This window comes from Allocatelliglobosispora scoriae, assembly GCF_014204945.1.
GTDB lineage: Bacteria > Actinomycetota > Actinomycetes > Mycobacteriales > Micromonosporaceae > Allocatelliglobosispora > Allocatelliglobosispora scoriae.
The window spans coordinates 4,539,913-4,562,739 of the sequence record NZ_JACHMN010000002.1; the positions used below are offsets into that span (position 1 = coordinate 4,539,913).

Sequence of the window (22,827 nt, forward strand, 5' to 3'; positions counted from 1 at the left end):
GTAAAAGTGCCCCCGGCGGGTCCCGCCGAACATGGGAACGTCCTGACACACTCGTCGATGTCGCGATCATCACCGGGACATGGCGGCTGACATCACCCTGACGGACAGAACCATCAAAGTCTCGTTGGCCTGCCAGTGTTGCTTCGACACCGGTAGGCCCTCCTTCGTATTGCAGCCTTTTGACGAGGCTGGGGGACCAGCTGAGAGCAGGTCGGCATCTCGGGCGGGATACTTCCCTAAACTGTTCCCCATCGGGGTCGGCTGGCCATAGCGGCTGACCCGGCTATTCATGCCGGACCAGTATGATCACCCCGTCGGGAGATACCGTCGTCGACAGGCTTCGGCTCCTTGTGGACTGCTCCCTACCGAGGCGACGAAACGGTACTGATCGCAAGGCTCTACGTATCAGCGCGTCCGGTGCTCGCGCTCACGGGAATGCCTCGAGAGGCAATCGAACCCGGGGCAGGCCCTCGCTACCGACACGGCTCCTGCAGTGGAATGAAGGACTGGTCAGCTCATCCGAGAGTCTCCACGGACGGGGTCGGCATGTGACCCAGTTCGGCGGCGAGCCTTGCGGAGAGTTCCCGTCGGGCCGCCTCAAGGATCCGAAACTGCTCAGAAGCCTGATCTAGCTCGATATTTCCTTGAAGAGTGCTGTGGTTCGGGAAGTCCTCGAGGCCGGGGCTGTTGCGAACGATGTCGTTGATCTGGACCACAGCGTCCATGACCGCCTGAGCCAGTTCGACCTCGGCGTCGTCGAGGACCGCCTTGCTGTGGATGAGGTAGGTGTAGACGCTGCGCACACCCGCGACCACGACCTGGGTGTCGAGCCCGCGCGAGAGACGCGTCTGCGCCTCCATCTCCAGCAGGGCCTTGAGCAGTCCTTCCAGCGCCTGAGCCCGCCGGTCTCGGTATGGCTGGCTGAGTTGCCTTGCGCGTTCGCGCTCAGAGTCTTGCCGGTCGATCCGGCGTTCGGCTTCCGCAGTCCGGAGCGCAGCCAGCTCGCGGCGCTCCGACCTGCTCCATTGGTAGAACGCCAGGAGTGCAACTGCCGCGGTGACCAGTGCACTGAGGACAGGTGGGAGCCAAGTGGACATCCCGGTAGCATGACGTCCGGTGTCGAGAACGGGCATCGGCGAAGCGGGCCAAGCTCTGGATCAGACCGGGCTGACCTCTGATTCGGTTCGATACTGCGTGGATGCCGAAACGTGCCCCGAACGGCAATAACGTCCGTCTATTGAGCTGCGCAAATGTGGTCGAGGCGCAGGTCGATCTCCATGGCGGGATACTGCCCTATGGGACGGTGACGGTGGCTATTGATCTGCCCGTTGACGGAACGGCAGACTGATCTCTACAGGGGATAGGACTGTGACAGGCGTGGGGACCGGGTTACGTGCCTGACCGACCTGGGCCTGGGCCGGCCGGCCTGGACCGGTGAGCTCTGGTGGAGCAGACCGCCGCCATCGATCCCGAACGGTCGGGCAAGATGGTCGGCCATCTGAATCACGGGGAGTTGATGCAGGGAGTACAGCGCTGCGGATTGTGCTGGGTCTGAACTCGTAGCAAGCCCTGGGCGCGTCTCAGCACCACATGGCTTTGGTGGTCAGGGTCGTGAAGTACTTCAGGGTGCTGGGTGGCATCGTCCTGCTTGGATGATATTCATGCTGACGGCTGCACCCTGGTATACCTCTGGAACATTCTGGTCGGCGATAGGAATCCCCGTTGCCATAATCATCGCAATAGTCACAATCTGGGCAACGTTTCGTATCACTCACCCAAAGCGTCAACTGTTCTACAGCATGCCGGTTGCGACGCCCCTACTTAACGTGCCGTCTGGTGATCCAGTGCGCAGAGGGCTCGAAGTCCGTCGCGACGGCGTCGTCCCAGCAGATCCCCATGTACTAGAAGTGCGGATATCTAGTAATAGCCGCCGCGATATTCCGGCGACGGCATTCGACAGGGGGCAGCCACTTACACTTGACGTAGCTGTTCCGATCGTAGAGGTGCTCCAGAGCACATCAGCCCCAGGGTCGGCCCCTCTGCCGATATTCGAGACAGCAGATTCGAGAATTCTCATCCACCCCAACTTGATCAAAAAGCAGCAGATCATTACATTCTTTGTGCTAGTCGACGGCCCAAACCCTCGACTTACGTGCCCGCATCCACAATTGATTGATATCAATGTTACGGAACGCAGCGAGCGCGTTGATGCGGTAGAACGGAATGGGTACACCGCACAGGTGCGCAGCACTCAACGGACACAAAAGCTGATCGCAACCGCTGCGATTGCATTGGCGCTCGCCACGAGTACAGGTATCTACGCTACCTTCAAATATAACCGGGATCAGGCATTCCAATCGCAGATTATCGATCGATTTACTCGGGCAAATGACCAGCTTGCCTCTGTACAACTCGAAGGCCGCTTAGGCGGCATTTACAGTTTCGAACAAATTATGATTGATTATGAAATCTATGAAGACCCAATCATCGAGATCCTATCTGCATTCGTTCGCAGCCATGGTCAAAAAGCTCCATCCATAGCACCAACAGCTTCAAAGACCGGAGACAAAGGCTCAACCCCCCTCGATGTGCAGGCCGCCATTACGGTCCTTGGGCGCCGTCCCCATCCCGCAACCCATCGTGAAGTCAACTTCTCCAAATCAACAATAAGTGACGCTGATTTGAGTGGCGCGAATTTTAGCGGCGCGAATCTGAATTATGCCGACCTGAGTGGCGCGAATCTGAACGATGCGGACCTGAGTGGCGCGATGCTGGATTATGTGAACCTACGTGGAGCGGACATGATCGGCGCGAATCTGAGTGGGGCAAGCATTGAACATGCGGTATTTGATGAGCAAACGAAGTGGCCAACGGGCTATCCCGTACAGACGAAGCCGTCTCCGACCCCCTGAACTGGGATAGAGGATCTGAGTCGCGCTCATACAGGTAAAAAGCTCATGCAACGCCTGAGTCGGGTATCTAAGCTGACGCATGGCCCGCCATCTGGCCGCAAAGAAGACATGCCGTGAGGAGATCGACATGGACGTGAGGGCGAGCTACGAGCTGCCGGTGCCCATCTGGGTGATGGGCGACGCGCTCGATGCGACGTACCCGACCGGGTACGGCAAGCTCTGGTTCAACGTCGTGATGCCTCATGGTCAGCCACCCGTCGGCGGGCCCCCTCCTATGCTCGGCGTCGAGTCGCGCCCCGAGTTGACCGGCGAGCAAGTCGTATGGGTGAAGGAGTACGGCGCTTTCATCCCCGAGTCGCTTCGGCCAGCCACCGCGCTACATCGCGTGGCCGTGACCGACGCCGAGGGCCCCACCTACGATCACAAGCCGTGGTTCACCGCCGAGCATCAACTCGCTGGATGCATCGGTGAGTGGTTCAACGACGTGCGGACCTGGGCTGAAATCGTGACCGGCCAAGACCTCGACCCCGATCACCGTGTCTACAGCGCGGAGTCGGTCGGTGCAGGGCTCACGTTCATCGAGCCACCACGCGACGGCGCTCTAGGATTCAAGATCACTACACCTAGCGTCGTTCCACTCCGCGCGCAAGAGTGGGCTTCCATCCTCGGGTTTGTCCGTGACGGCCAGGAACCGCCTCTAGAAGAGGTGCTCAGCCGTGACGCACGAGCCGCGCACAGACGCGGCGCCAACCGACGAGCGATCATCGACGCAGCCACCGCCCTAGAAATCGTCCTCGTCCGGCACGTCCGCAGCCACGCCAGCCAACTGCCCCAACGCCAGCGAGATCGCATCGGCGAACGGGCAGCCCTCGGCGTCTACCTCTCGATCGCGGAGAACTCCGGCCTCCCCCTGGCTGTTCCGGCCGATCGGTTGCGTTGGCTGACCGACCTTCGCAACGACGCCGCTCATCGAGGTGCGGCACCAGACCACGTAGAAGCCGGCAACGCGGTGCAAGTGATGATCGATTTCCTCGGCGCTCACGGTCGACTCCGCAGGACGGACGAGCGCGAGCCTGACGGTGGGGAGTTGATGCTGGCCGATCCGGAAACAGCGTCGCTGGTCGGCGGAGAAGCGCGACCGCATGGGCGATGACAAGGCATACCACTGCTCATACCACCTGCTGTACCATTGGTTATATGGCTGCTGAGAAGGTAACGCTGAGCCTGGCCCCGGACACGCTGGAGCGTGCACGGGCCAGCGCTGAAGCTGAGGGAATCAACCTGTCCGCGTGGATCGACCGGGCCGCCCGGCAGTACGCGCTGCGCGACGCCGGCCAGCAGTATGCCGCGTGGCTTGCCGAGCACCCGGACATCAACGACGAGGTCGGCGCGTGGCGTGCGGCGAAAGCCGAAGTCATGGGCAGCCGGTGGACCGGTCTGGCGGACGCTGCGTGAACCACGGCGAAGTCTGGACAGTCCAGCGTCCCGGCGGACGCTGGCGGGTAGCGGTGGTCTCCGCGGACGGCTACAACGACGCACCCGGCGCGCTGCCGTTCGTGGTCCCGATCGTCCGTACACCCGGCGGGATCCTGCCGCCCTACACCGCGCCGCTGGTCGACCCGGATCCCGTGGGAGGCGTCGCCCTGGTCGCCGAGCTCGGCCAGGTCGACCCGAAGTGGGCAACCGAGCGCGTCGGGATGCTCACCGGCGCCAGCACCACGGCGGTAGGCAACGCGCTCCGAGAGCTGTTCCTGCTGTAGCTGGTGCTCGCGCCCGCCGTGCACCTCTTGGAGGTGTAATCGGCGTAGCCGTGCAGGTCGGAGCGTTCAAGGCTTGAGATGCTGCAACTCGGCATTGCAAGCCTGTGCAGCTTGTCGGTCGGGGCCGAAGATTGCAGGTGGTCTGCGCGTTGTTGTCTGTCGGTGGCGTCGTGATGCGGCTGGTGTCGATGCTCTGGGCTTGCTGCTGGCTTCGCGAACGCGCTGTCGAGGTGACCGGAGGGCTTCGGCGTGGTGATCGCCTGCTATCCCGGTCGAGGTCCGATCTGGCCGGCAGTCGGCTCGGGTCGGAGATCGGCATTCGCTGGCTGGACTCGGTCGGCCGCGTGCGAAGCGTGTATTCGGGCCTCGTCCGAGCGGAACCTTCATGTAGTTCATCGGCTTGAGTTCAGGGCGCAGGTTGGTGCCTCCGTTTCGGACTGCTTTGGAGGCCGAGACGTGCCCCGAACGGCAACAGCATCCGCCCGTTGAGCTGCGCGAATGTGGTCGAGGCTCAGGTCGATCTCCAGGGCGGGTCCCGTCGAACATGGGAATGTCCGGACACACCCGGCGATGTCGCGATCATCACCGGGGCATGGCGGCTGACATCACCCTGACGGACAGAACCATCAAACTCTCGTCGGCCTGCCGGTGTCGTTTCGACACTGGCAGGCCCTCCTTCGTGTTGCAGCCTGTTCGCGAGGCTGGGGGACCAGATGGGAGCAGGTCGGCATCTCGGGCGGGATACTTCCCTAAACTGCTCCCCATCGAGTCGCCTGGCGGTAGCGGCTGACCTGCCGATAGATGCAACATTTACGTGATTAATCCGGGACTGGTTCAACTCCGGATGAGAAAGCTCATCGGTGGGCTGTTTAGTACGGGCCGGCATCTTCACAGTGTCGCGGGCGGTGCGGCGGTTGAGTTACGCCCAGCGGCCGACCCAGTTCAGTATCGCCAATCGCGTCGACGCTGCCGCTGATGCGATCGTCAGAGCCGCCAACTGCAACGGCGATGGGACCCGTGATGGTGTGTCCGGAGAGGTCAGCGAATGCCAACATCGGTGAATGAGGCGGCGCTGGCTTTCGAGGACCGCCCTCGCCGGTGAGGCAACGCTGGCGGGTTGAAGTCGCCACAGCCGCTCGACAGCCAAACGACTGTAATGACCGCTTTAAGCCAGATAACATCTTCCTCATGGGGTCGTTCGGGAGTCCGGAAGATGTCGCTCGCCACGAGCTGGGGCATGCAGTGGTGGCGGTTCTCGTCGGCGGCTCGTTCGATTACGTGACGGTCGGTTCGGTCGTTCACGCAAATGGGAAACGATCTAAAGGCCACGTCGAAGGTGTGCAAACTCCCAGCGACTTTGACCAGGCCACAATGTTGATGGCTGGGATGATGGCAACCGCAAAAAACAAGACCGTCGGCGAAGGTAGTAAACATGACATCGAAGCGGTGGCGCATTTCGGACAACCTGGATGGTTCGACACAAGTAATCCACAGTCGCCGACATCTCGCGCGAAGACACTGGTCGACGAGCATCGAGACACGATCGATAGCCTCGCGGATCGCCTTCTGAAAAGTGATTCGAAGTCGCTGACTTGTCAAGAGGTCAAGACGGCGCTCAACGATAGCGCTGAAAACGATGCTCCAGCTGCCGCCTAACCCCCTGGGGTCGGCGTACCGGCTGGTGGCAAAGCACCCGGCATCTAGATGCGGCGCTGATCGTGGACGAAACCGGCCGCCTCAAGGAGGCACCCGGCTCCGCGTCGAACCCGACCGATGCCAGGTGGCTGGCGCGCCCGATGTGCGCGGCGGTGGAGCGCTGCTCTCGCGCCGCGTAGGTTCGATCCCTTCCCGGATGACGACGCACCCCGAGGTGCTGCCTCGAACGAGGGATACTGCTCGGTCAGCGGGTGTCCATGATGGAGTTGCGTAGTTCTCGTTCTAGTTCTCGGGCGGGGCCTGCCAAACATGGGAGTGGTCCAACGCGCCCGGCGACGTCGCGATCATCGGCGGGACGTGGCGGCTGACGTGATTTGACGATCTGCGCCAAAGTGCTCTTCCATATTTGCCGTATCCGATGTAGTCACTCTGAGCTACATTCACCCTATTCAGGGACCTGCCGTGGTTATTTCGGGCCGCACCCTCGCCGAGGCCGTCGAGTCGCGTCCGATTGTTCACGGCGATCGATGCGAGCCGGCCGTATTGCTCGCTGGCTATCTGGTTTCTCTAGCAGATCCAATTTAGTCTTAAGGCCGGATCTTTTCTTGCACATGACTTTCCCAGGTCTACACCGATTCCGAGCACAACCAGGAACGCGTCGGCGGCGTCACTGGCCCCGCCCCGTGCTGACCGTTTGGGCGATTCGGCCTCGCCACTACGGTACTGCCAGCGCGAGCTCCAGTATGGAAGTATTTACCTGGATTCGGGCTCCTGGCGCCGATCCCGCACGTAAGGCAGGAGAGGCGGTAGTGCGGCGTGGAACGGGACGCATTGATCACCGATGTCGATCACCTTCTGCAGTCGGTTAGCGCCGGGCAGACTACCGCATTGTTCACACCTCAAACCGCCGGCCGGATCCGCGAGTTGCGAAGCTCCTTGGACGACGACATGGAGGCCTGGTATTTGATCGCCACCTATCACTGGATGCGCTACAACCTGCTCCCCGATGGTGAGGACCAGACCGACCTTGCTGCCGCGATCTACGCCTTTTCGCACCTCGTACCCTCCGCGGCACAGTTGATCGCCCTGCCGGTGCGCCACCTGTTCCAGCAGGCCCTCACCGCAGCCGAAAGGCAGCCCGGCGACGGTCTGGCCGACGACCGGCAGCACCCAGGGGGTCCGGACCCGGCTGTGCTGCACCGACGGGCCGTCACCTTGCTGCAAAATCCGGGCACTACGGGCAACGTGGCCGCGTTAACCGAGGTTATTGGGTTGCTAGAGAATACGCTCGCAGTCACCGACACCGATGACCCCGACCATGCCACCTATCTGACTCATCTCAGTGTCGCCCTGCGGCGCCGATTCGTCCGAACTGGGGCGATCGCGGACCTGGAGCGGGCGATCGCGATTGGGGAGCAGGCCTTGGCCGCGATCCCTTCGGGCTACCCCGTCCCGGGTGCGTACCTATCTAACCTCAGTACCGCGTTACGGCGCCGATTCGAGCAGGCTGGAGTTTTGGATGACCTGGAGCGGGCGATCGCGATGGGGGAGCAGGCCTTGGCCGTTACCCCCGCCGAGCACCCTCATCGCGCCGCCATTTCGTCCAACCTCGGTTCTGCGTTGCGTGCCAGGTTCGAGCAGGCTGGAGTTTTGGATGACCTGGACCGGGCGATCGCGATGGAGGAGCAGGCCTTGGCCGTTACTCCCGCCGAGCACCCTCATCGCGCCGCCATTTCGTCCAACCTCGGTTCTGCGTTGCGTGCCAGGTTCGAGCAGGCTGGAGTTTTGGATGACCTGGACCGGGCGATCGCGATTGGGGAGCAGGCCTGGGCTGTTACCCCCGCCGAGCACCCTGATCGCGCCACCATTTCTTCCATCCTGGTGGACGCGCTAAAAATCCGGTTTGAGCAGACCAGGGTCTTGACCGATCTAGACCGGGCGGTCGCACTCGGCGAGGACGCGGTCGCCCTGATTCCTGCCGACGACCCCGGTCGCGCCAATTTACTGTCCGCCCTCGGCGTGGCGCTACGTATGCGCTTCCAGCGCACAGGTGTGATGGCTGACCTGGATCGCGCAGTCACCATCGATGAGGCTGCGGTGGAAGCGACCGACGTCGACCATTCCGCCCGCGCCACGTACCTGTCGAACCTCGGCCTGGCGCTGAGTGACCGCTTCGAGCGAACCGGGATGGTGGCCGATCTTGACAGGGCGATCACGATTGGGGAGGCGGCGGTTGCTGCTTCGCGTATTGGCGAGCCCGCACATGTCAAATTCCTGTCCAACCTCGGCGTCCATTTGGAGCGCCGATTCGAGCGCAACGGGTTAGGGGTTGACCTGGATCGGGCGATCACCTTCCTGGAGGCGGCGGTCGTGGCCGCCCCAGCCAACGACCCCGCCCGGGCCATGATTGTGGCCAACCTCGCTGTCGCGTGGCAGCGACGGTTCGAGCGCAGTGGAGTTCTGGCCGAGTCGGACAGGGCGATCACCCTTATGGAGCAAGCGGTGGCGGCCGCCCTCACCGACCCCCCTGCCGACCTATCCAATCTGGGGATTGCGTTGAGTGCTCGGTTCGAGCGCAGCGGAGCGTTGGCCGATCTGGATCGGGCAATCACGGTCGGGGAGAGGGCGGTGGCCGCTTCCCCTATCGACCTTCCCGCCCGTGCCATGTACCTCTCTAACCTCGGCTTGGCGTTGCGACGCCGCTTCGAGCGGACCGGATTGGCGGCTGATCTAGATCGGGCGATTACGGTCGGGGAGGAGGCGGTGGCCGCTTCCCCCATCGACCTTCCCGCCCGTGCTATGTACCTGCAGAACCTCGGGGCTGCACTGCTGCGCCGAGGCGGCCGCACCGGGGTGGTTAACGACCTGGACCGCGCGATCATGGTCAGTGAGCAGGCTGTTGCCGCTACCTCCGACGATCATCCCGACCGCGCCGGGCGCCTATCCGATCTTGGAGCCGCGCTGGGCGGCCGGTTCGTGCGAACCGACGCAGCGCTAGATCTGGATCGGGCCATCACGGTTGGCGAGGAGGCGGTTGCCGCGCTCCCAATCGATCACCCCCGCCGCGCCGACGTCCTGCTCAATCTCGGCGCGGCGTTATGCAGCCGGTTCCTACGGACCGGGGTGTATGGCGACTCGGCTGCGGCCGTTGCCGCCTACCGGTCCGGCCTGAAGCAAGCAACCGCGGCGCCGATCGTACGCGCGCGGGCGGGCCGCGCCGCCGCCGAACTGGCCGCTTCTACCGGGGATTCAATTGCCGCAGACGCGGACCTGGCCGAGGTGATCAGCCTGCTGCCCTCACTCGTCGACCACACCCTGACCTTGCAGGACCGCCAACATCACCTGGCCCGATTGCAGGGACTAGGTGCCAGCGCCGCCTGCGCCCACCTAGCCAACCGCAGCAGCGAACCGATCGAGCGGATTGGCGTGGCGTGGCAGCGGCTGGAACAGGCCCGCACCATCCTGCTCACCCAGGCGTTGGAAACTCGTGCCGACGCGACTGCCTTGCACAGCATCCGGCCTGACCTGGCGAACGAGTACGACCAACTACGTCGGCTACTCGGCGACACAAGTGGCATCCTCGGCCAATTTTAGTATCAAGGGGGCGAAGTGGACCTGGAAGCACCGTTCGGCGCCTCAACCGGCCGGCAGGAAGACGAACGGATCCGACTACGCAAGCAAGCCGCAGCTCGCTGGCCGCACTTGTTAGAGGAAATCCGCCAGGTCCCGGGTTTCGACAGGTTCGCCTTGCCACCGCTTATGTCAGAGTTGCATGAGGCTGCGGCCGGGGGAACGGTTGTAGCGCTGTTAGTGACCGAGTGGGGCTGCGGTGCCCTATTTCTTAGCGGCACTGACGCGGACTACCTGGAGCTACCCGCCCTAGCAGCGCAGGACGCTGCGGAGCGGGCCAACGCGTTTCTGGACGCAGTGAGACCCGGGTCTCCGCCAGATACGGCCACCATACGCGGGGTGCTGGAGTGGCTGTGGGATGTCGTCACCGGCCCTGTGTTGGAGAAGCTGGGCTACACAGCCACTCCGAACACCCCGGCGGTGGATGGCCGGTGGCCGCGGGTGTGGTGGATTCCGACAGGTGCTCTGACCGTGCTGCCGCTGCATGCCGCCGGCCATCACGACGATCCCTCCGGCTCGCGGCGGGCGGTGCTGGACCGAGTGGTGTCTTCCTATACGCCCAGCGTCCGTGCGTTGGGCAACGCCCGCTCCGTAGCGCACCGTACGGGGAACGGAGGGTTCGCTGTGGGTATCAACGACATCCCGGATCGACTGGACCTGCATCTGGAACGTGCTGAGCCCGAGGCTGCCGCGATCGCCGCAAGGCTGCAGATCCAGCCCTTGCTCGGGCCGGACGCGACCCGGCAAGCGGTCCTTTCTGGCCTGCCCGGCGCCGCGTGGGCGCACTTTTCCTGTCACGGCTTGGCCAACCAGGACGACCCGTCACGCAGCTACTTGGCCTTGGTCGACGGGCCGCTGTACGCGGCGGAACTGTTCAATGCCCGGATCGAAATGCCGTACCTGGCCTATTTATCCGCGTGCACCACGGCCATGGGCGCGGTGCGGCTGCTGGACGAGAACATTAGCCTCGCAGCTGCCTTTCAGCTTGCAGGGTTCCCGCACGTCATTGGCACGCTGTGGACAATCAACGACTGGGTCGCCGAAAGACTCGCTCGCGACCTGTACCAACTGGTGCATCCCGATGCGGCTACGTGGCACTCACCGGGACTGGTGCTGCACGACATCGTGCGCCGATACCGCGACCGCTTCCGTGACGACCCAGATCTGTGGGCCTCGCACATCCACTACGGACCCTGACCGCTGACAACACCACTGCGACAGGTTCGCGGGGTTGATCCAACAGGGCACGCTCAGAGAACCGCAATCTCCCAGAAGGAGCAGTAGGTGGACCAGACACCACCCGCCATCGCCGAGGCCGCCGAGTCACTCCACGAGCGCATCGAGGTCCTAAGCAAGAAGCCGTGGTCGGCCGGCACCAATCTGACCAGGCTGACCGCCATTCTGGAGATAGAGGTCCCCGCCGCCGTGGGGCGTCTCGACGCCGAGGCCCTCAACACGCTATTCGACGAGATCACCAGACTGGACAAGTTCAACGGTCGGTACGGCAAGCTGAACCCTGATCAGCACATCGCCGATCAGTCCCCCATCGATCACCCTGACTGGGGCAGGCTGCGATTCAACATCGCGCAGGACAGCCTGCTCCCCCTTTTCCAGACTCCACCGCCGGCGACGGCGGATGGCACGCCGGCCGCCCTGCCGATGCCGCCCGGACCCGTTCCATCACAGCCGACCGAGCCAGACCGGAAGGGTCGGCGCAGATGGTTCGGGCTAAAGAAATGAGCCTGGTCCAGCCCACGTTGGTCGTGTACCTGTTCGCCGCAGTCACTGGCGAGGACCCGGCCCGGGCCACAGCCAGTTATCAGCAACTGCGTCAGGCCTGGCACACCATCGCCGACCGGCTACACCTCGACACTGCCGCTTCGACCCGGCTCCCGGCCGACCCTCGCGAGAAAGCACCAACAACAACCGGCACGGCGCTTCAGGCCGGGCGGGAAGGCCCTGGTCGGCTGCGTCAGATGTGGTGGAACCAATTCCACGACGTCGCCGTCATCTCCCTGGCAATCTCCGCGGACGGCATCTCCGAGGAGCGGGGCTGGCACGCCCTGCACAGCGAATGGGCGGACGTCGCCGCCGACCTCGTGCTGCCTACGCTCCTGGGCAGCACGCAGGTCTACACCGCCCGTACCGCCACCAACGAGCCGCTCATCGTGAGCCCGACCGACGGAGCACCGGATAAGCCCGCCACCACGGCGCAGTTGGGCCCCTACCTGCCGGGCATCCCGGCCAGCGGATGGGCGGATTCCGCCACTCTTGTCAGAACCGGCGGCTTCGTGATCTACGAACTCAGCCCCCGCGCCGGGCTCCAGCCCGACAGGCAACTGGTCGTGCTCGCTCCACACGACCGCGACGACGAACTCGGCAGCTGGGTGTGGCAGCTCAGTCTCGGACGCCTGCCCGTGTACTTGCTCAATTCGGCCAAGCTGCGCCACCAGGCTCGGATCATCGAACAGCAGCGAGCCGAAATCACGCAACGGCGGCTGTCCACGTATCAGCAGCTGAACACGATCCAAGCTCTAATGTACGCGAGCCCAACGCCGGACATCGACCAGCTGGTCAACGCCGAGGTGACCATCACCAAGATGCAAGCCCAGTCGGAAGGACTCGTTGACACTCAGGCCCGCATCGCCACCTTCCAGCGGACCATCGGTATCGCTGCCTCCAACATCACCACTCTCACCGACCCGGTCCTCGACCCCACCCGCCGCTCTCTGGTCGACGACGACCAAGCCTTGGCCCAAGGCATCAGCGCCGCCCTCGACGACGATCACGCCTTCCTCGCCGCCGTCACTACGCGCGCCCAGCACGTCGCCACAGCCGCCCACACCCTCATCGCCCAGCATCGCGTCCAGACCGAACGGACCGCCCAACACCGCGCCAACCAGTACAATCTGCTGCAAACCGGCATTCTCACCGCCGTCGTAACCGCACTCGCCGCAGTCCAGGCCTTCGGCTACAAGATCAGCACCGTCCCTCCTCCTGCCCAGCCTGCCGTCATCGCCCTGCTCGCGGCCATTACCCTCCTCCTCTACGCCATCCCTCTTCACCACGGCGAAAAAGCCATGACCGAGCGTGATTTCCACTTTGCACCCCGTCACTGGCCGACCCGGCTACTCCGTACCGCAGGTGCACTCACCGGCGCCGCCCTCGGGTGGACCATTGCCTCACTTCTGCAAACCTCCGCCGGACGAGCCCACTTGACCACCACTCTCGCCGTCGCCGGGCTCATCCTCGCCACCGCCGCCACCACACTTGCCACACGGCAACCACGTTCTAAAACAGCCAGAGCCGACCCCGCAGCCGGTCATGGCGGAGCGGCAGCTTTAACCGACTAGCTCGTAAATGCCCATACCAAGTCCTGCGATCCGCTCGACACAACCAGCTAACCTGTCGCACTGAAGTCCGCTCAGTTAGTCGGTAGATGCGGATGAGACCGCTGGCCTTACCGATTTGCGCGCACGGCACAAGACGAGGCGCATGGATCGGAGTTGGATACGCGCTCTGAGAACCATATTCGAGAAGGGAGCGTGCCTGGATGAATTCGGACGAGATGGTTATTCGCCTCCGCGTTCTCCTCGATCAGCTAACCGCAGGTCGTGGTGAGCCATCTGTGCTGTTCGCCCAAGTGGCAGATTTAGTCAGTTCGCTACGCGCTTCTGCACCCGACGATGATGGACGCGCATGGAATCTGATCGCCAGCTACCACTGGCAACGCTTTGAGGCACTACCGGATGGAGCGGATGGAGCAGACTTTGTTGCGGCCGTCTTCGCGTTTACCCACCTGATTCCGACGGCTGCCGACATGATCCCCCCCGGAGTACGCCACGCATTCAGGATGGCGCTCGCTTCGGCCGACATAGCTGTCAGTGACCATGGCAACCGCGTTTCAGGTATCGACGCTAGCCCAGCCGACGAGCTAGAGCGAGACGACCCAGTGTTTCTCTTTAATAGCGCTCTAGCTCTGCTGAGGGATCCCCAGACGGCTGACAGCGTAGCCGCGATGGCCCAAGCGATCGCATGGCTTGACCGAGCAGCGGCGGCGATCCCGGCCGATGACCCCAGTCGTGCTATTGCCTTAACTGTCCTGCGTGTCGCACTCGCGCAGCGTTTCGAGCTGACAGGGGATGTCCGCGACCTTGACCGTGCCGTCAGCGTCGCGGAGCAGGCAGTGGCTGCCACCTTTGCCGATGACCCCAACCTCGCCGACCGCCTCCGCGCGCTCGGCACCGCTTTGCATACCAGTTACGAGCTAACCGGAGAGATCGCGGTTCTGGATCATGAGATCAGCATCAACGAGCGCCTGCTGTCGGCTACCCCGAACGGCCACGCCGACCGGGGTCGACACATGGTCACACTTGGTATCTCATTAGCGAGCAGATTCGTCCGCACCAAGGTGGTGTCGGACCTGGATAGAGCGATTGCTGTTTATGGCGCTTCGATCGGCGATCACTCGATAAATCATCCCAGCTATGGAGCTGCGCTCACATTGCTCACCAATGCGCTTGGAATGAGGTTCGAGCATGCCGGGATGGTCGAGGACGCCGATCGCGCCATTCAGTTCGGCGAAGAGGTGCTTCTCGCTGATTCGACGGGTGCCGGTCGCGTGACAGCTTCGGTAGTGCTTGGGAGTATGCTGCAATCGCGGTATGAGCGGACCGGGCAGCTTTCTGACCTTGACCGTGCCATCGCGCTCCTCGAGCAGGTCATAGTCGAGATAGGCGGCGACAGTTCCCGCCTTCCCGCCGCCAACGTTCGAATCGTGCTCGGCCGCGCGCTACGCCACCGCTACTGGCGTACGGGTTTGCTGGCCGACTTAGACCGCGCGATTTCAAACTACGAGGCTGCCTTATCCGACGCTCGCGACGACAGGACGCGCGCAGCCGTTTTGAGCGGACTCGGCGGTGCCGTTGGAGCTCGTTTCGAGCGCAATGGGTCGCCCGCCGACCTCGACCGTTCGATCGCGTTGCTGGACCAAGCGGTAGCCATCCCCACGGACGACGACGAGCGCGTCACGTTCATGTCGAACCTGAGTGGTGGACTGATCGTCCGATACGGCCGCAACAGACGTCCAGCAGATTTGGATCGCGCTCAGGAACTCGCCGAACAGGCGGTGTCGACCGTTCGCGCTACGCACCCAGACCGCGGCCGATTCCTATATAATCTCGGTACTGCGTTGGGTGAACGGTTCAAGCGGAGCAAAGCACTCGCGGACCTCGAGCGCTCCGCAGACGTCCTGCGGCAAGCCGTGGCCGTAACTCCTGTCGATCATCCCGATCGGGCGGGATACCTACGCAACCTCGGTGCGGCGTACGACCTCCTATTCAGGGCGCGGGGAACGCATGACGACATTACGGTAGCCGTGAGGACGTACCGCGAAGGCCTATATCTTGAGACAGCCGTTCCGAGTGTCCGCATCGATGTCGGCCGGCGGGCGGCGATGTTGGCTGGCTTGGTTGGCGACTGGGAGTCCGCCAACGCCGACTTTGCCGAGATAATCGGGTTACTACCCGCAATGGTCGGCCACGATCTCACACTGCAGGACCGTCAACACCTTCTTGAACAGACGCAAGGGTTAGGGGCCGAGGCAGCGCGTGCCGTCCTAGCCGTCTCAACTCTGCGGTCCGACGAGCGAGCCGTCGCTGCTTGGCAGCGGCTAGAGGCCGCGCGTAACGTTCTGCTTGCCCAGTCCCTAGAAACTCGCGCTGAGTTAACCTTTTTGAAGTACGCGCGGCCGGATTTGGCCGCCGAGTTTGACGATATCCGCCGCATACTCAACTCCCCAGTCGCGGTGCAGCAATGAATCGCTATTATCTGCACCGCGACGTGCACCGCCTCCGCACCGGGCTTGCCGGGAAGCGCTACCCATTGTTGAATTCTTGTGCCGTACGGCCGCCGCATGAAGCCTTTGGATCTCTGCTTCGTCGCACGCCTGGGCCGAGTGGACTCTCCACCGCACAGAAAGGGGTTCCCCATTAACCGAGAGGCACTGATGAGTGAGATAGCTAACCTGCTTCAACAGGTCAGCCAAGCCGATGCTGATACCTCCATACTGTTCGCTGCCGAGCCGGCCGCTTTGGTGCATCAGCTACGTATGACGGTCTCCGATGACGATGCGGCGGCCTGGGTGTTGGTTGCCCTTTATCACAACTGGCGTTGTGACCTGTTGCCGGATGGCGAGGACCAAGGTGATCGAACCGCAGCTGTGTATGCCTTCGCCCGTATGATTCCTAACGCGCCTCAACTCATCCCGCCAGCCGTGCGGGCTTTCTTTCTGCGACGACTAGACGAGGCAGACGCTAACGAGGCTTCACCAACCAGTCTCTAGATCTCCAGCTGAATTACAATCACCGACCCGGACCCCAATCGCATTTGCGATTCTGCCGAGCCCTCTCCGTATGGATGAAGGGCCCAGCTCAGCAAAGCTATCCGATGGATCACAATGACAGTGCAGGCGACTAGATAACGTGGATGCCGAAAGACCGCGCCATCGCCCGTGAGTCGACTATCTGCATTGCCGAATGGCCAGCATTGGACGATCACTCCAGCACGACGATCGAGTGGCACGAACGCGGCCGTGCAGCGAGGCTGGTATGCACTTCTCGCGCCTGTGGGGCAGCGCTCTCGCCGTGCGCAGGTTCGATCCGTGTCTCACGGGGCAGACGCGCCCTGCAACGCAGCTTTGCGCGTGCCATACGAGCAGGGTCGGAAGGCGTCCAATAATGGAGCGCGCAGGTCTCGATCTACGGCGGGTCCCGTCGAACATGGGAACGTCCTGACACACCCGGCGACGTCGCGATCATCACCGGGATATGGCGGCTGGCATCACCCTGACGGATAGAACCATCAAACTCTCGTCGGCCTGCCGGTGTCGCTTCGACGCTGGCAGGCCTCCTTCGTGCTGCAGCGGGATTTACAGAGCAGGCGTAAGACTGCTGTTGACGTGCGGTTCCGTCAAGGCTTACAGCCGATGGTCCGTGTATTCCCCATGAGGTTCGGACGGTTGGTCCGAACGTGGTGACTATCGCGTCTGCGGGCTGATGGTCGTTGATCGACGTCGGTCGGTAGGTTGCCAGAGTGGATGGTCATGTGTTCGTCAGCTACAGCCATGCTGATGATGGTGGGTATGTGGAGCGGTTAGCGGCATACCTGTCGACTGCCGGTGTGCGGGTGTGGTTCGACGCTGAGATCGTCAGCGGCGACCGGTGGGATGACGTAATCGAGGAGCGGATCGACTCGTGTGCGGCGTTCATCGTGGTGATGAGCCCCGGGTCGAAGGCGTCGCCCTGGGTGAAACGTGAGGTCAATCGGGCCGAGAAGCTCCGCAAGCCGATTCTTCCGCTGTTGCTGGCGGGTGAGGTGTTTTTCCGGCTCAGCGATGTCCACTACGAGGACGTCACCGGCGGCCGGATGCCTACGGCCGCGTATGTGGCCCGGCTGCCGAAAGCAACCATCGCCTCCGGTTCCCGCCCACGTCTGCCGGTAGCTCGGGGCATTTCTATCGCCGCTTTTACCGGCCGCCGCTGTGAGGTGTTTTCGGTGGGATTCAGTCCGGACGGTCGGGCCCTCGCCGCCGGCTGCCGCGACGGGTCGGTGCGGTTGTGGGATGTGACCGATCCGATGCACCCGGTCTCCAAGGCCATCTTCGCTGGCAAGGCGGGCGAGGTGTGGTCGGTAGGGTTCAGTCCCGGCGGTCGAATCCTCGCCACTGGCAGCAACGACCTTTCGGTGCGGTTGTGGGATGTGACCGACCTGTTTAACCCGGTCTCCACCGCCACCCTCGCCGGCCACACCAATGCGGTGCGGTCTGTGGGTTTCAGTCCGGATGGTCGGACCCTCGCCACCGGCAGTTACGACGCGTCGGTGCGGTTGTGGGGCGTGACTGATCCGCTGCACCCGGCCCACATAGCCACCCTCACTGGCCATCGCCGCGAGGTGTTCTCCGTGGCGTTCAGTCCGGACGGTCGGACCCTTGCCGCTGGCTGTCGCGACGGGTCCGTCTGGTTGTGGAGTGTGACCGATCCGCTGCACCCGGTCTCCACCGGCACTCTCTCTGGCCATACCGGCACGGTGTTCTCCGTGGCGTTCAGTCCGGACGTTCGAATCATCGCCGCTGGCTGCCGCGATGGGTCTGTGCGGTTGTGGGATGTGACCGACCCGTTTAACCCGGTCTCCACCGCCACCTTCACCGGCCATACCGGCGAGGTGTGCTCTGTGGGGTTCACGTCCGGCGGTCGGACCCTCGCTACCGGCAGCTACGACGGGTCTGTGCGGTTGTGGGATGTGACCGACCCGTTTAATCCGGTCTCCACCGTCACGCTCACCGGCCATGCAGGCACGGTGTATTCGGTGGCGTTAAGTCCGGATGGTCGGGCCATCGCCGCAGGTAGCATCGATGGGTCGGTGCGAGTGTGGGCCTGATCTTCTTACCTGGATCGGTTGTCTTGGTTTCGGACGGCATTTGAGCAGGGAAGCAATGCTTGGAGTCCTGGGCGAGGGGTAACTCGTCCCACAATACTGGGACGAGATCTTCGATGGGACGGCTCAAGTCGTCCCATCGACCGTGGGGACTGCCGCGGCTTTGGTTGACTCCTGACGCGGGCGCGCTGCGCGACCCCGACAACTCGCCGTGGTCAGGCCCGTGCCAGCGGTGACCGGCCGGGGCTGCGTCCTGTTTTAGGGGCCAGCGTGGATGAATGGTGCCCAGGTGCTGGGGCTGTCGGGGTGTACGTCTCGGAGAGCGCGGGTGGTGTGGTGTAGAGCCCTGGCGGTGTGGGTGGGGTCGAGGGTGCCGTGGTGGACGAGTTGTGGGTAGAGGCGGGTGGTGATCTGGGTGGCGGTGTGGTCCCAGACGACCACATGGTGCCGATGACGTGCTGCCTCCCGGCGTGTTGCATGGCTGAAACGACAACGTTGTTGGGGCCAGCCCGCGACCAGCGCAGTCCTGACCCCAACACCTAAAACGTTCTGTTCAGAGCACTAGGCCGATACGCAGACCCTCGACCCAAAGGCTCGACGTTCAGTCCGGCTGGGACGGACTATTCGTGGGCGTCGCATGAGGTCTCTAGCGCGGCCGTCCACGCCTGTCACGCGGCGTTGGTTCCGTCGATATAGAAGGGGCTGCTGGTTGCGCTGTAGCCGTTGGCGAAGGTCACCTCCACGCGAACGAACGCTGCGGGAGCGAAGGCGGCTCGCCGTGCTGGGTGTTGGGTGGCCAGGGCCGGATAGGTTGCCGACGTGAGGTCGATGCGGGTACTGCCGGCTTGCTGATCGGCAGTGCTGGGCGTGATGGTCCGGGTACGGGAACAGAACTGCACCCATTGGCGCTGGTTGAAGCGGCAGGTGTCGGACTGCCGGTAGGTCGGGTCGTTGTGTTCGCTGACCATGATCCGGACAGCAGTGGGTGCCCCAAATCGGCTGGCGGTATCCCAACTGATCTGCAGTTGGTGGCCGTCGGCAGCGAACGGCAGGCTGGTGTTGCTGGGTTCGTGGCCGTCGAGCGCAAGAGCGATCTTGGGCCCATTGGAGGCGATGCTCTGTCCGTTGTAGAGGGCATCGCGGACTGGGTCGTTGATGGTGCGGCTGGTGTAGGAGTCGAGGGGCTGGAGTCCGCCGGTGTATGTATAGGTGCGGGCGCGTTTGTCAGTGCCGAGCTTGTCGACGTTGCCGATCTCTTGACGGCCAGCTGTCGACAAGCCATCCAGGCCCGGGCGTTTGACCGTGTGGACGTCGCCGCCTCCAACCGCAGCGACGCGCTGGCCTTCGAACAGCAGCCGGTTCCATCGGTCGAGCAGCGCCTTGCTGGGTGAGCTGGCAGCGGTGTAGATCTCCATAGCGCGCATGCTGGGACTAATCGCGAAACAGCTCCAGCAGTTCCAGCTGCTCGCGGTCATGGGATGGTTGACACCGCCCCATCCGTCGTGTGCCGCCACGGCGCGGACGTAGCCGATCTCGTTGACATCGAGCGGGCCGTTGGGAACGTAGCCGTTGCTGTAATAGGCGGAGTAGTGGCCGGTGACTCCGATCGTGCCAAGCTCCTCACCGATGAGCATGCGGACCTGGCTAGCCTTGCCTTCGCTGGTGGCTAGGTCAGCGATTGTATTCCATTCGCTGGCACCCTCGGTGGCGCTGTAGTCGCGGATCTGCTGCTTCGTGGGCCGACGGGGAGCGTAGATGCCAAGCCACGGCCCGTGCTCGGCGAGGATGACCCAATCGAGACCGTTGGCCTTTGCCGCCGCGCTGACTTTTGTTAGAAGGTACCGGGCGCACGCCTGCTGCTGCGTCGGGCTGGCGGGCTGGTCGGCGGGAATGAGGTGCTCGTTGCGGCACAAAAGATTGTCACGCAGGGATGTGTCCCCTGCACTGTGAACGTGGACGTCACCGGCGGTCCAGCCAGCCAGCTCGGCCGGTGAAGGCGGTGCGACCACGCTGCCGACAAACCACAACGGCGTGGATCCGTAGACGACGCCGAATGTGTCGCGCAGGATTACTCGCAGGTGGTTGGTCCCTGGCTGGACATACTCGGACAGGTCCAAGGGGTCCGACGGTGGCTGGAACTCATAATTGCGGATGAAGATTGCCGGGGTTCCGTCGGGCCGAACGATGTCGACCTCGATCTCGTCGTCGACGGCGACCTGGGCGGTCCCCTCCGCATCGCCGGCAACGCGTAGTCCGTCGGCACCCACGACGATGTCGAAGGTCTGATCGAAGAAGACCTGGTTGTCGACGGTGACGGTCTGGCTGGGGACGCCTGGCGTGATCTGGACAGGACCGGCGGCTGCTGCGGAGGGGGCGGGTACGCCGCCGACGGCAGCGATGAGAAGGCCGGCGGCGAGAAGCGTTCGTTGCCATTTCCTGCGCATGGGTTCCTCCCGGCAGTGAGTACATTCGGTTGATTCCTATGCGCATTCTGTGACGGTAAGGGCTGGGGGTACATACGCAGGTCGGCCCGGGCCTGGATCTGTTCGTGAACCATTCAGCGATGAACCATGGGGGGAATTGTGCACTCGGTGTCACGGGATAACGTGACCGGTGCGGCCGGGCTACCTTCGGCGACAGATCGCTGCCCACATGTCGAAGCGCCTGACATATCGCCGTACCTCGTTAGGGTTCGTCTCCCTACCTTCCGGCGGCACGAGCGGCCCTGCTCAGCAGCTGTCGACTGTTCTATCATCGACGGCCCCGCCGCGACATCATGATGGGCATGCCTCCGCTACGGAAGTTCGCCGTCAAGCCCTCGTCATGTCGATCCTGTGGCGAGTCCTCGTCTGACAGCAGGTGCTGACCGTCCTGACATGCTCGGCCGACGTAGCCGGTTCGACGAAACGAGCCTGCGCGTTGGACGGCATTCCGCGCGGCTCGGTTCGCAGATGTGGCACTCGCGCCCGGGGCCACACCTGCACCCGCTTCTACCTCAGGCAGCGATCTGACATGTTCTCATCAGGTGCCGGAGGCAGGGGATGTGGTCGATTCGAGTAAGGACAGTTTGCGGGTAAGATCGTCGATCTTTCTGCGGGAGCGGTCGGCGTCCGCTTGCCTACGGTCGAGCGCGGCTTGTTCTGACGCGATTTCCTTGCTCAAGCGTGCTCTCTCGGCCTCCCGCTGTTCCTGGTCCGACTGCTCGTCCGAAACAGGCTGCGAGTCCACCACTCCGCGTTTCTCCCCGCACTGCTCACAGTGGTGAACGCGACCGGACCAGTACGTGTGGGAGCGATGCCGGGTCGCATCGACGACGTGGTCACACGTCAACGACAGCCGCCACCGAGCGAGGTTCGCAGGCTCCTTGGCCGGTATGCTCCCGAAAATGCTGCTGATCCTCTGAATCTGCTTCAGACTCAGCGGCGGGGGCGGGCAACAGAAGCCACAGTGCCATTGCCGCGAGCCTTGCATAGACCATCGGTGAGATCGGCAGTCAGGATGTGCCTGGCGGTACAGGGACTCCATCAGGTCATGAGCAACACGCTCATCCTCAGAGAGCTTCATCAGAGGCGGCCAACCGCCGAGCCCATCGTTCATCGCTAGACCGCAGCCGCGGCACGTCACACCGGCTACGTACTCCTCCCAGGACAGGCGCGTGCCGTCGCGATCCCACTCAGCATGCTTAGCATCGACTCGACGTGCGTCTTCCTCCGCTCGCAGCGCATCGCGCCGACGACGTGTCGCCGCACGGCGTGCACGCTCTTCATCTGAAAACTTTGGCATCAGTCCTCCGCTCACGTTGATATCGACGGACGAAGAACAGATCACGGTGTATCGCCTCGCCCCGCTTAGATTGATCGGTTGGGGCGCGGCCGGCCAGGCGCTGCAAGCTGTTTCAACCAGACGTGTCATGATGCGGCGGCCACGGAACGCACTGAGTAGATGGCAAAGCGCCTCGGTGGGGTGCCAGGCGTAGGTCTGGCCGCTGCTCGTATTGCATGCTAGGGGTGTTGAACGCCTTGGGAGTGCTCTTCCTTGAGGACCCTCGGGAAAGCACGTTTGCACGCCGAGCAGCTGATCCGTCACACGCTAAGCAGGGACGTGTCCGTCAACGGCCTATCCGAAGCTCGCCACGGTTCGGCAAATCTCGCACGAACCCGCTGTTCTCACAGAGTCACTCTATGTAACAGTGTTTTTTTTGAAGCCGACTGACCAAACGCTTGGATACCCAGCCCGAACACGGCCGCGACGACGACCACCAGAAGCACGGCTTGCGAGAGGGTCGGTACGTCGTCGAAGCCGGCGGCAACCTTCACGCCTTCGACGATCGCGATGAGGCCGACAAGTGCGTATGGCCCCCTGGGAGTCTGGCTCCGGGGGCGGCGCGTCCTCCTGCGCTGCCATCGCACACCGTGAGGGTAGCGCTGCTTGTCGAT

General features: G+C 63.2%; 15 protein-coding genes. 12 read left to right on the top strand and 3 right to left on the bottom strand.

The window, feature by feature from the left end; translation table 11 throughout:
- Positions 1-515 precede the first annotated feature (515 nt).
- Positions 516-1,097 carry an SPFH domain-containing protein gene (locus F4553_RS26125; RefSeq protein ID WP_184840221.1) on the bottom strand — a complete coding sequence of 194 codons (582 nt, stop codon included), beginning with the start codon at positions 1,095-1,097 and terminating at the stop codon, positions 516-518.
- A gap of 564 nt (positions 1,098-1,661) precedes the next feature.
- On the opposite strand from F4553_RS26125, the gene F4553_RS41200 reads away from it, so the two are divergent.
- From F4553_RS41200 to F4553_RS42555, 12 genes are all read left to right on the top strand, one after another.
- The gene (locus tag F4553_RS41200; RefSeq protein WP_184840223.1) at positions 1,662-2,912 is read left to right on the top strand and encodes a pentapeptide repeat-containing protein; all 1,251 of its coding nucleotides are present in this window, start codon (positions 1,662-1,664) and stop codon (positions 2,910-2,912) included.
- A 79-nt stretch (positions 2,913-2,991) separates the two neighbouring features.
- Positions 2,992-4,065 (top strand): hypothetical protein, encoded by a 1,074-nt coding sequence (locus F4553_RS26135; RefSeq protein WP_246466537.1) that lies wholly within the window; start codon positions 2,992-2,994, stop codon positions 4,063-4,065.
- Positions 4,066-4,109: 44 nt separating this feature from the next.
- Positions 4,110-4,367 carry a hypothetical protein gene (locus tag F4553_RS26140; protein WP_184840225.1) on the top strand — a complete coding sequence of 86 codons (258 nt, stop codon included), beginning with the start codon at positions 4,110-4,112 and terminating at the stop codon, positions 4,365-4,367.
- Positions 4,364-4,672 (top strand): hypothetical protein, encoded by a 309-nt coding sequence (locus F4553_RS26145; RefSeq protein ID WP_184840227.1) that lies wholly within the window; start codon positions 4,364-4,366, stop codon positions 4,670-4,672. The genes F4553_RS26140 and F4553_RS26145 overlap by 4 nt, the downstream gene beginning before the upstream one ends.
- 1,188 nt (positions 4,673-5,860) lie before the next feature.
- Positions 5,861-6,328 (top strand): hypothetical protein, encoded by a 468-nt coding sequence (locus tag F4553_RS26150; RefSeq protein ID WP_184840229.1) that lies wholly within the window; start codon positions 5,861-5,863, stop codon positions 6,326-6,328.
- 816 nt (positions 6,329-7,144) lie between these two features.
- Positions 7,145-9,922, top strand: a complete 2,778-nt coding sequence (locus F4553_RS26155) for a tetratricopeptide repeat protein (protein WP_184840231.1) — start codon at positions 7,145-7,147, stop codon at positions 9,920-9,922.
- Between the two features lie 375 nt (positions 9,923-10,297).
- Positions 10,298-11,155: a CHAT domain-containing protein gene (locus tag F4553_RS26160; protein ID WP_184840233.1), complete on the top strand. Its 858-nt coding sequence runs from the start codon at positions 10,298-10,300 to the stop codon at positions 11,153-11,155.
- Between the two features lie 87 nt (positions 11,156-11,242).
- Positions 11,243-11,698: a hypothetical protein gene (locus F4553_RS26165; protein WP_184840235.1), complete on the top strand. Its 456-nt coding sequence runs from the start codon at positions 11,243-11,245 to the stop codon at positions 11,696-11,698.
- Positions 11,695-13,311, top strand: coding sequence for a CATRA conflict system CASPASE/TPR repeat-associated protein (locus F4553_RS26170; protein ID WP_184840237.1), 1,617 nt, complete (start codon positions 11,695-11,697; stop codon positions 13,309-13,311). Before F4553_RS26165 ends, F4553_RS26170 begins: the two co-directional genes overlap by 4 nt.
- 200 nt (positions 13,312-13,511) lie before the next feature.
- Positions 13,512-15,776 (top strand): tetratricopeptide repeat protein, encoded by a 2,265-nt coding sequence (locus tag F4553_RS26175; RefSeq protein WP_184840239.1) that lies wholly within the window; start codon positions 13,512-13,514, stop codon positions 15,774-15,776.
- Between the two features lie 189 nt (positions 15,777-15,965).
- A complete protein-coding gene (locus tag F4553_RS26180; RefSeq protein ID WP_184840241.1) occupies positions 15,966-16,301 on the top strand; it encodes a hypothetical protein in 336 nt (111 codons plus the stop codon).
- Positions 16,302-17,050: 749 nt separating this feature from the next.
- The gene (locus tag F4553_RS42555; RefSeq protein ID WP_184840243.1) at positions 17,051-18,394 is read left to right on the top strand and encodes a toll/interleukin-1 receptor domain-containing protein; all 1,344 of its coding nucleotides are present in this window, start codon (positions 17,051-17,053) and stop codon (positions 18,392-18,394) included.
- A 665-nt stretch (positions 18,395-19,059) separates the two neighbouring features.
- Here F4553_RS42555 and F4553_RS26190 read toward each other — a convergent pair.
- A complete protein-coding gene (locus F4553_RS26190; protein WP_184840245.1) occupies positions 19,060-20,835 on the bottom strand; it encodes a CehA/McbA family metallohydrolase domain-containing protein in 1,776 nt (591 codons plus the stop codon).
- 1,722 nt (positions 20,836-22,557) lie between these two features.
- A complete protein-coding gene (locus F4553_RS26195) occupies positions 22,558-22,707 on the bottom strand; it encodes a hypothetical protein (protein WP_184840247.1) in 150 nt (49 codons plus the stop codon).
- Between the last annotated feature and the right edge of the window lie 120 nt (positions 22,708-22,827).

Excerpts from the sequence above, each read along its gene's own strand:
- F4553_RS26135 (WP_246466537.1), top strand. The coding sequence starts at position 2,992 with ATGGCCCGCCATCTGGCCGCAAAGAAGACATGCCGTGAGGAGATCGAC.
- F4553_RS26140 (WP_184840225.1), top strand. The coding sequence starts at position 4,110 with ATGGCTGCTGAGAAGGTAACGCTGAGCCTGGCCCCGGACACGCTGGAG.
- F4553_RS26175 (WP_184840239.1), top strand. The coding sequence starts at position 13,512 with ATGAATTCGGACGAGATGGTTATTCGCCTCCGCGTTCTCCTCGATCAG.
- F4553_RS26125 (WP_184840221.1), bottom strand. The coding sequence starts at position 1,097 with ATGTCCACTTGGCTCCCACCTGTCCTCAGTGCACTGGTCACCGCGGCA.
- F4553_RS26190 (WP_184840245.1), bottom strand. The coding sequence starts at position 20,835 with ATGCGCAGGAAATGGCAACGAACGCTTCTCGCCGCCGGCCTTCTCATC.
- F4553_RS41200 (WP_184840223.1), top strand. The coding sequence starts at position 1,662 with ATGCTGACGGCTGCACCCTGGTATACCTCTGGAACATTCTGGTCGGCG.
- F4553_RS26170 (WP_184840237.1), top strand. The coding sequence starts at position 11,695 with ATGAGCCTGGTCCAGCCCACGTTGGTCGTGTACCTGTTCGCCGCAGTC.
- F4553_RS26150 (WP_184840229.1), top strand. The coding sequence starts at position 5,861 with ATGGGGTCGTTCGGGAGTCCGGAAGATGTCGCTCGCCACGAGCTGGGG.
- F4553_RS26180 (WP_184840241.1), top strand. The coding sequence starts at position 15,966 with ATGAGTGAGATAGCTAACCTGCTTCAACAGGTCAGCCAAGCCGATGCT.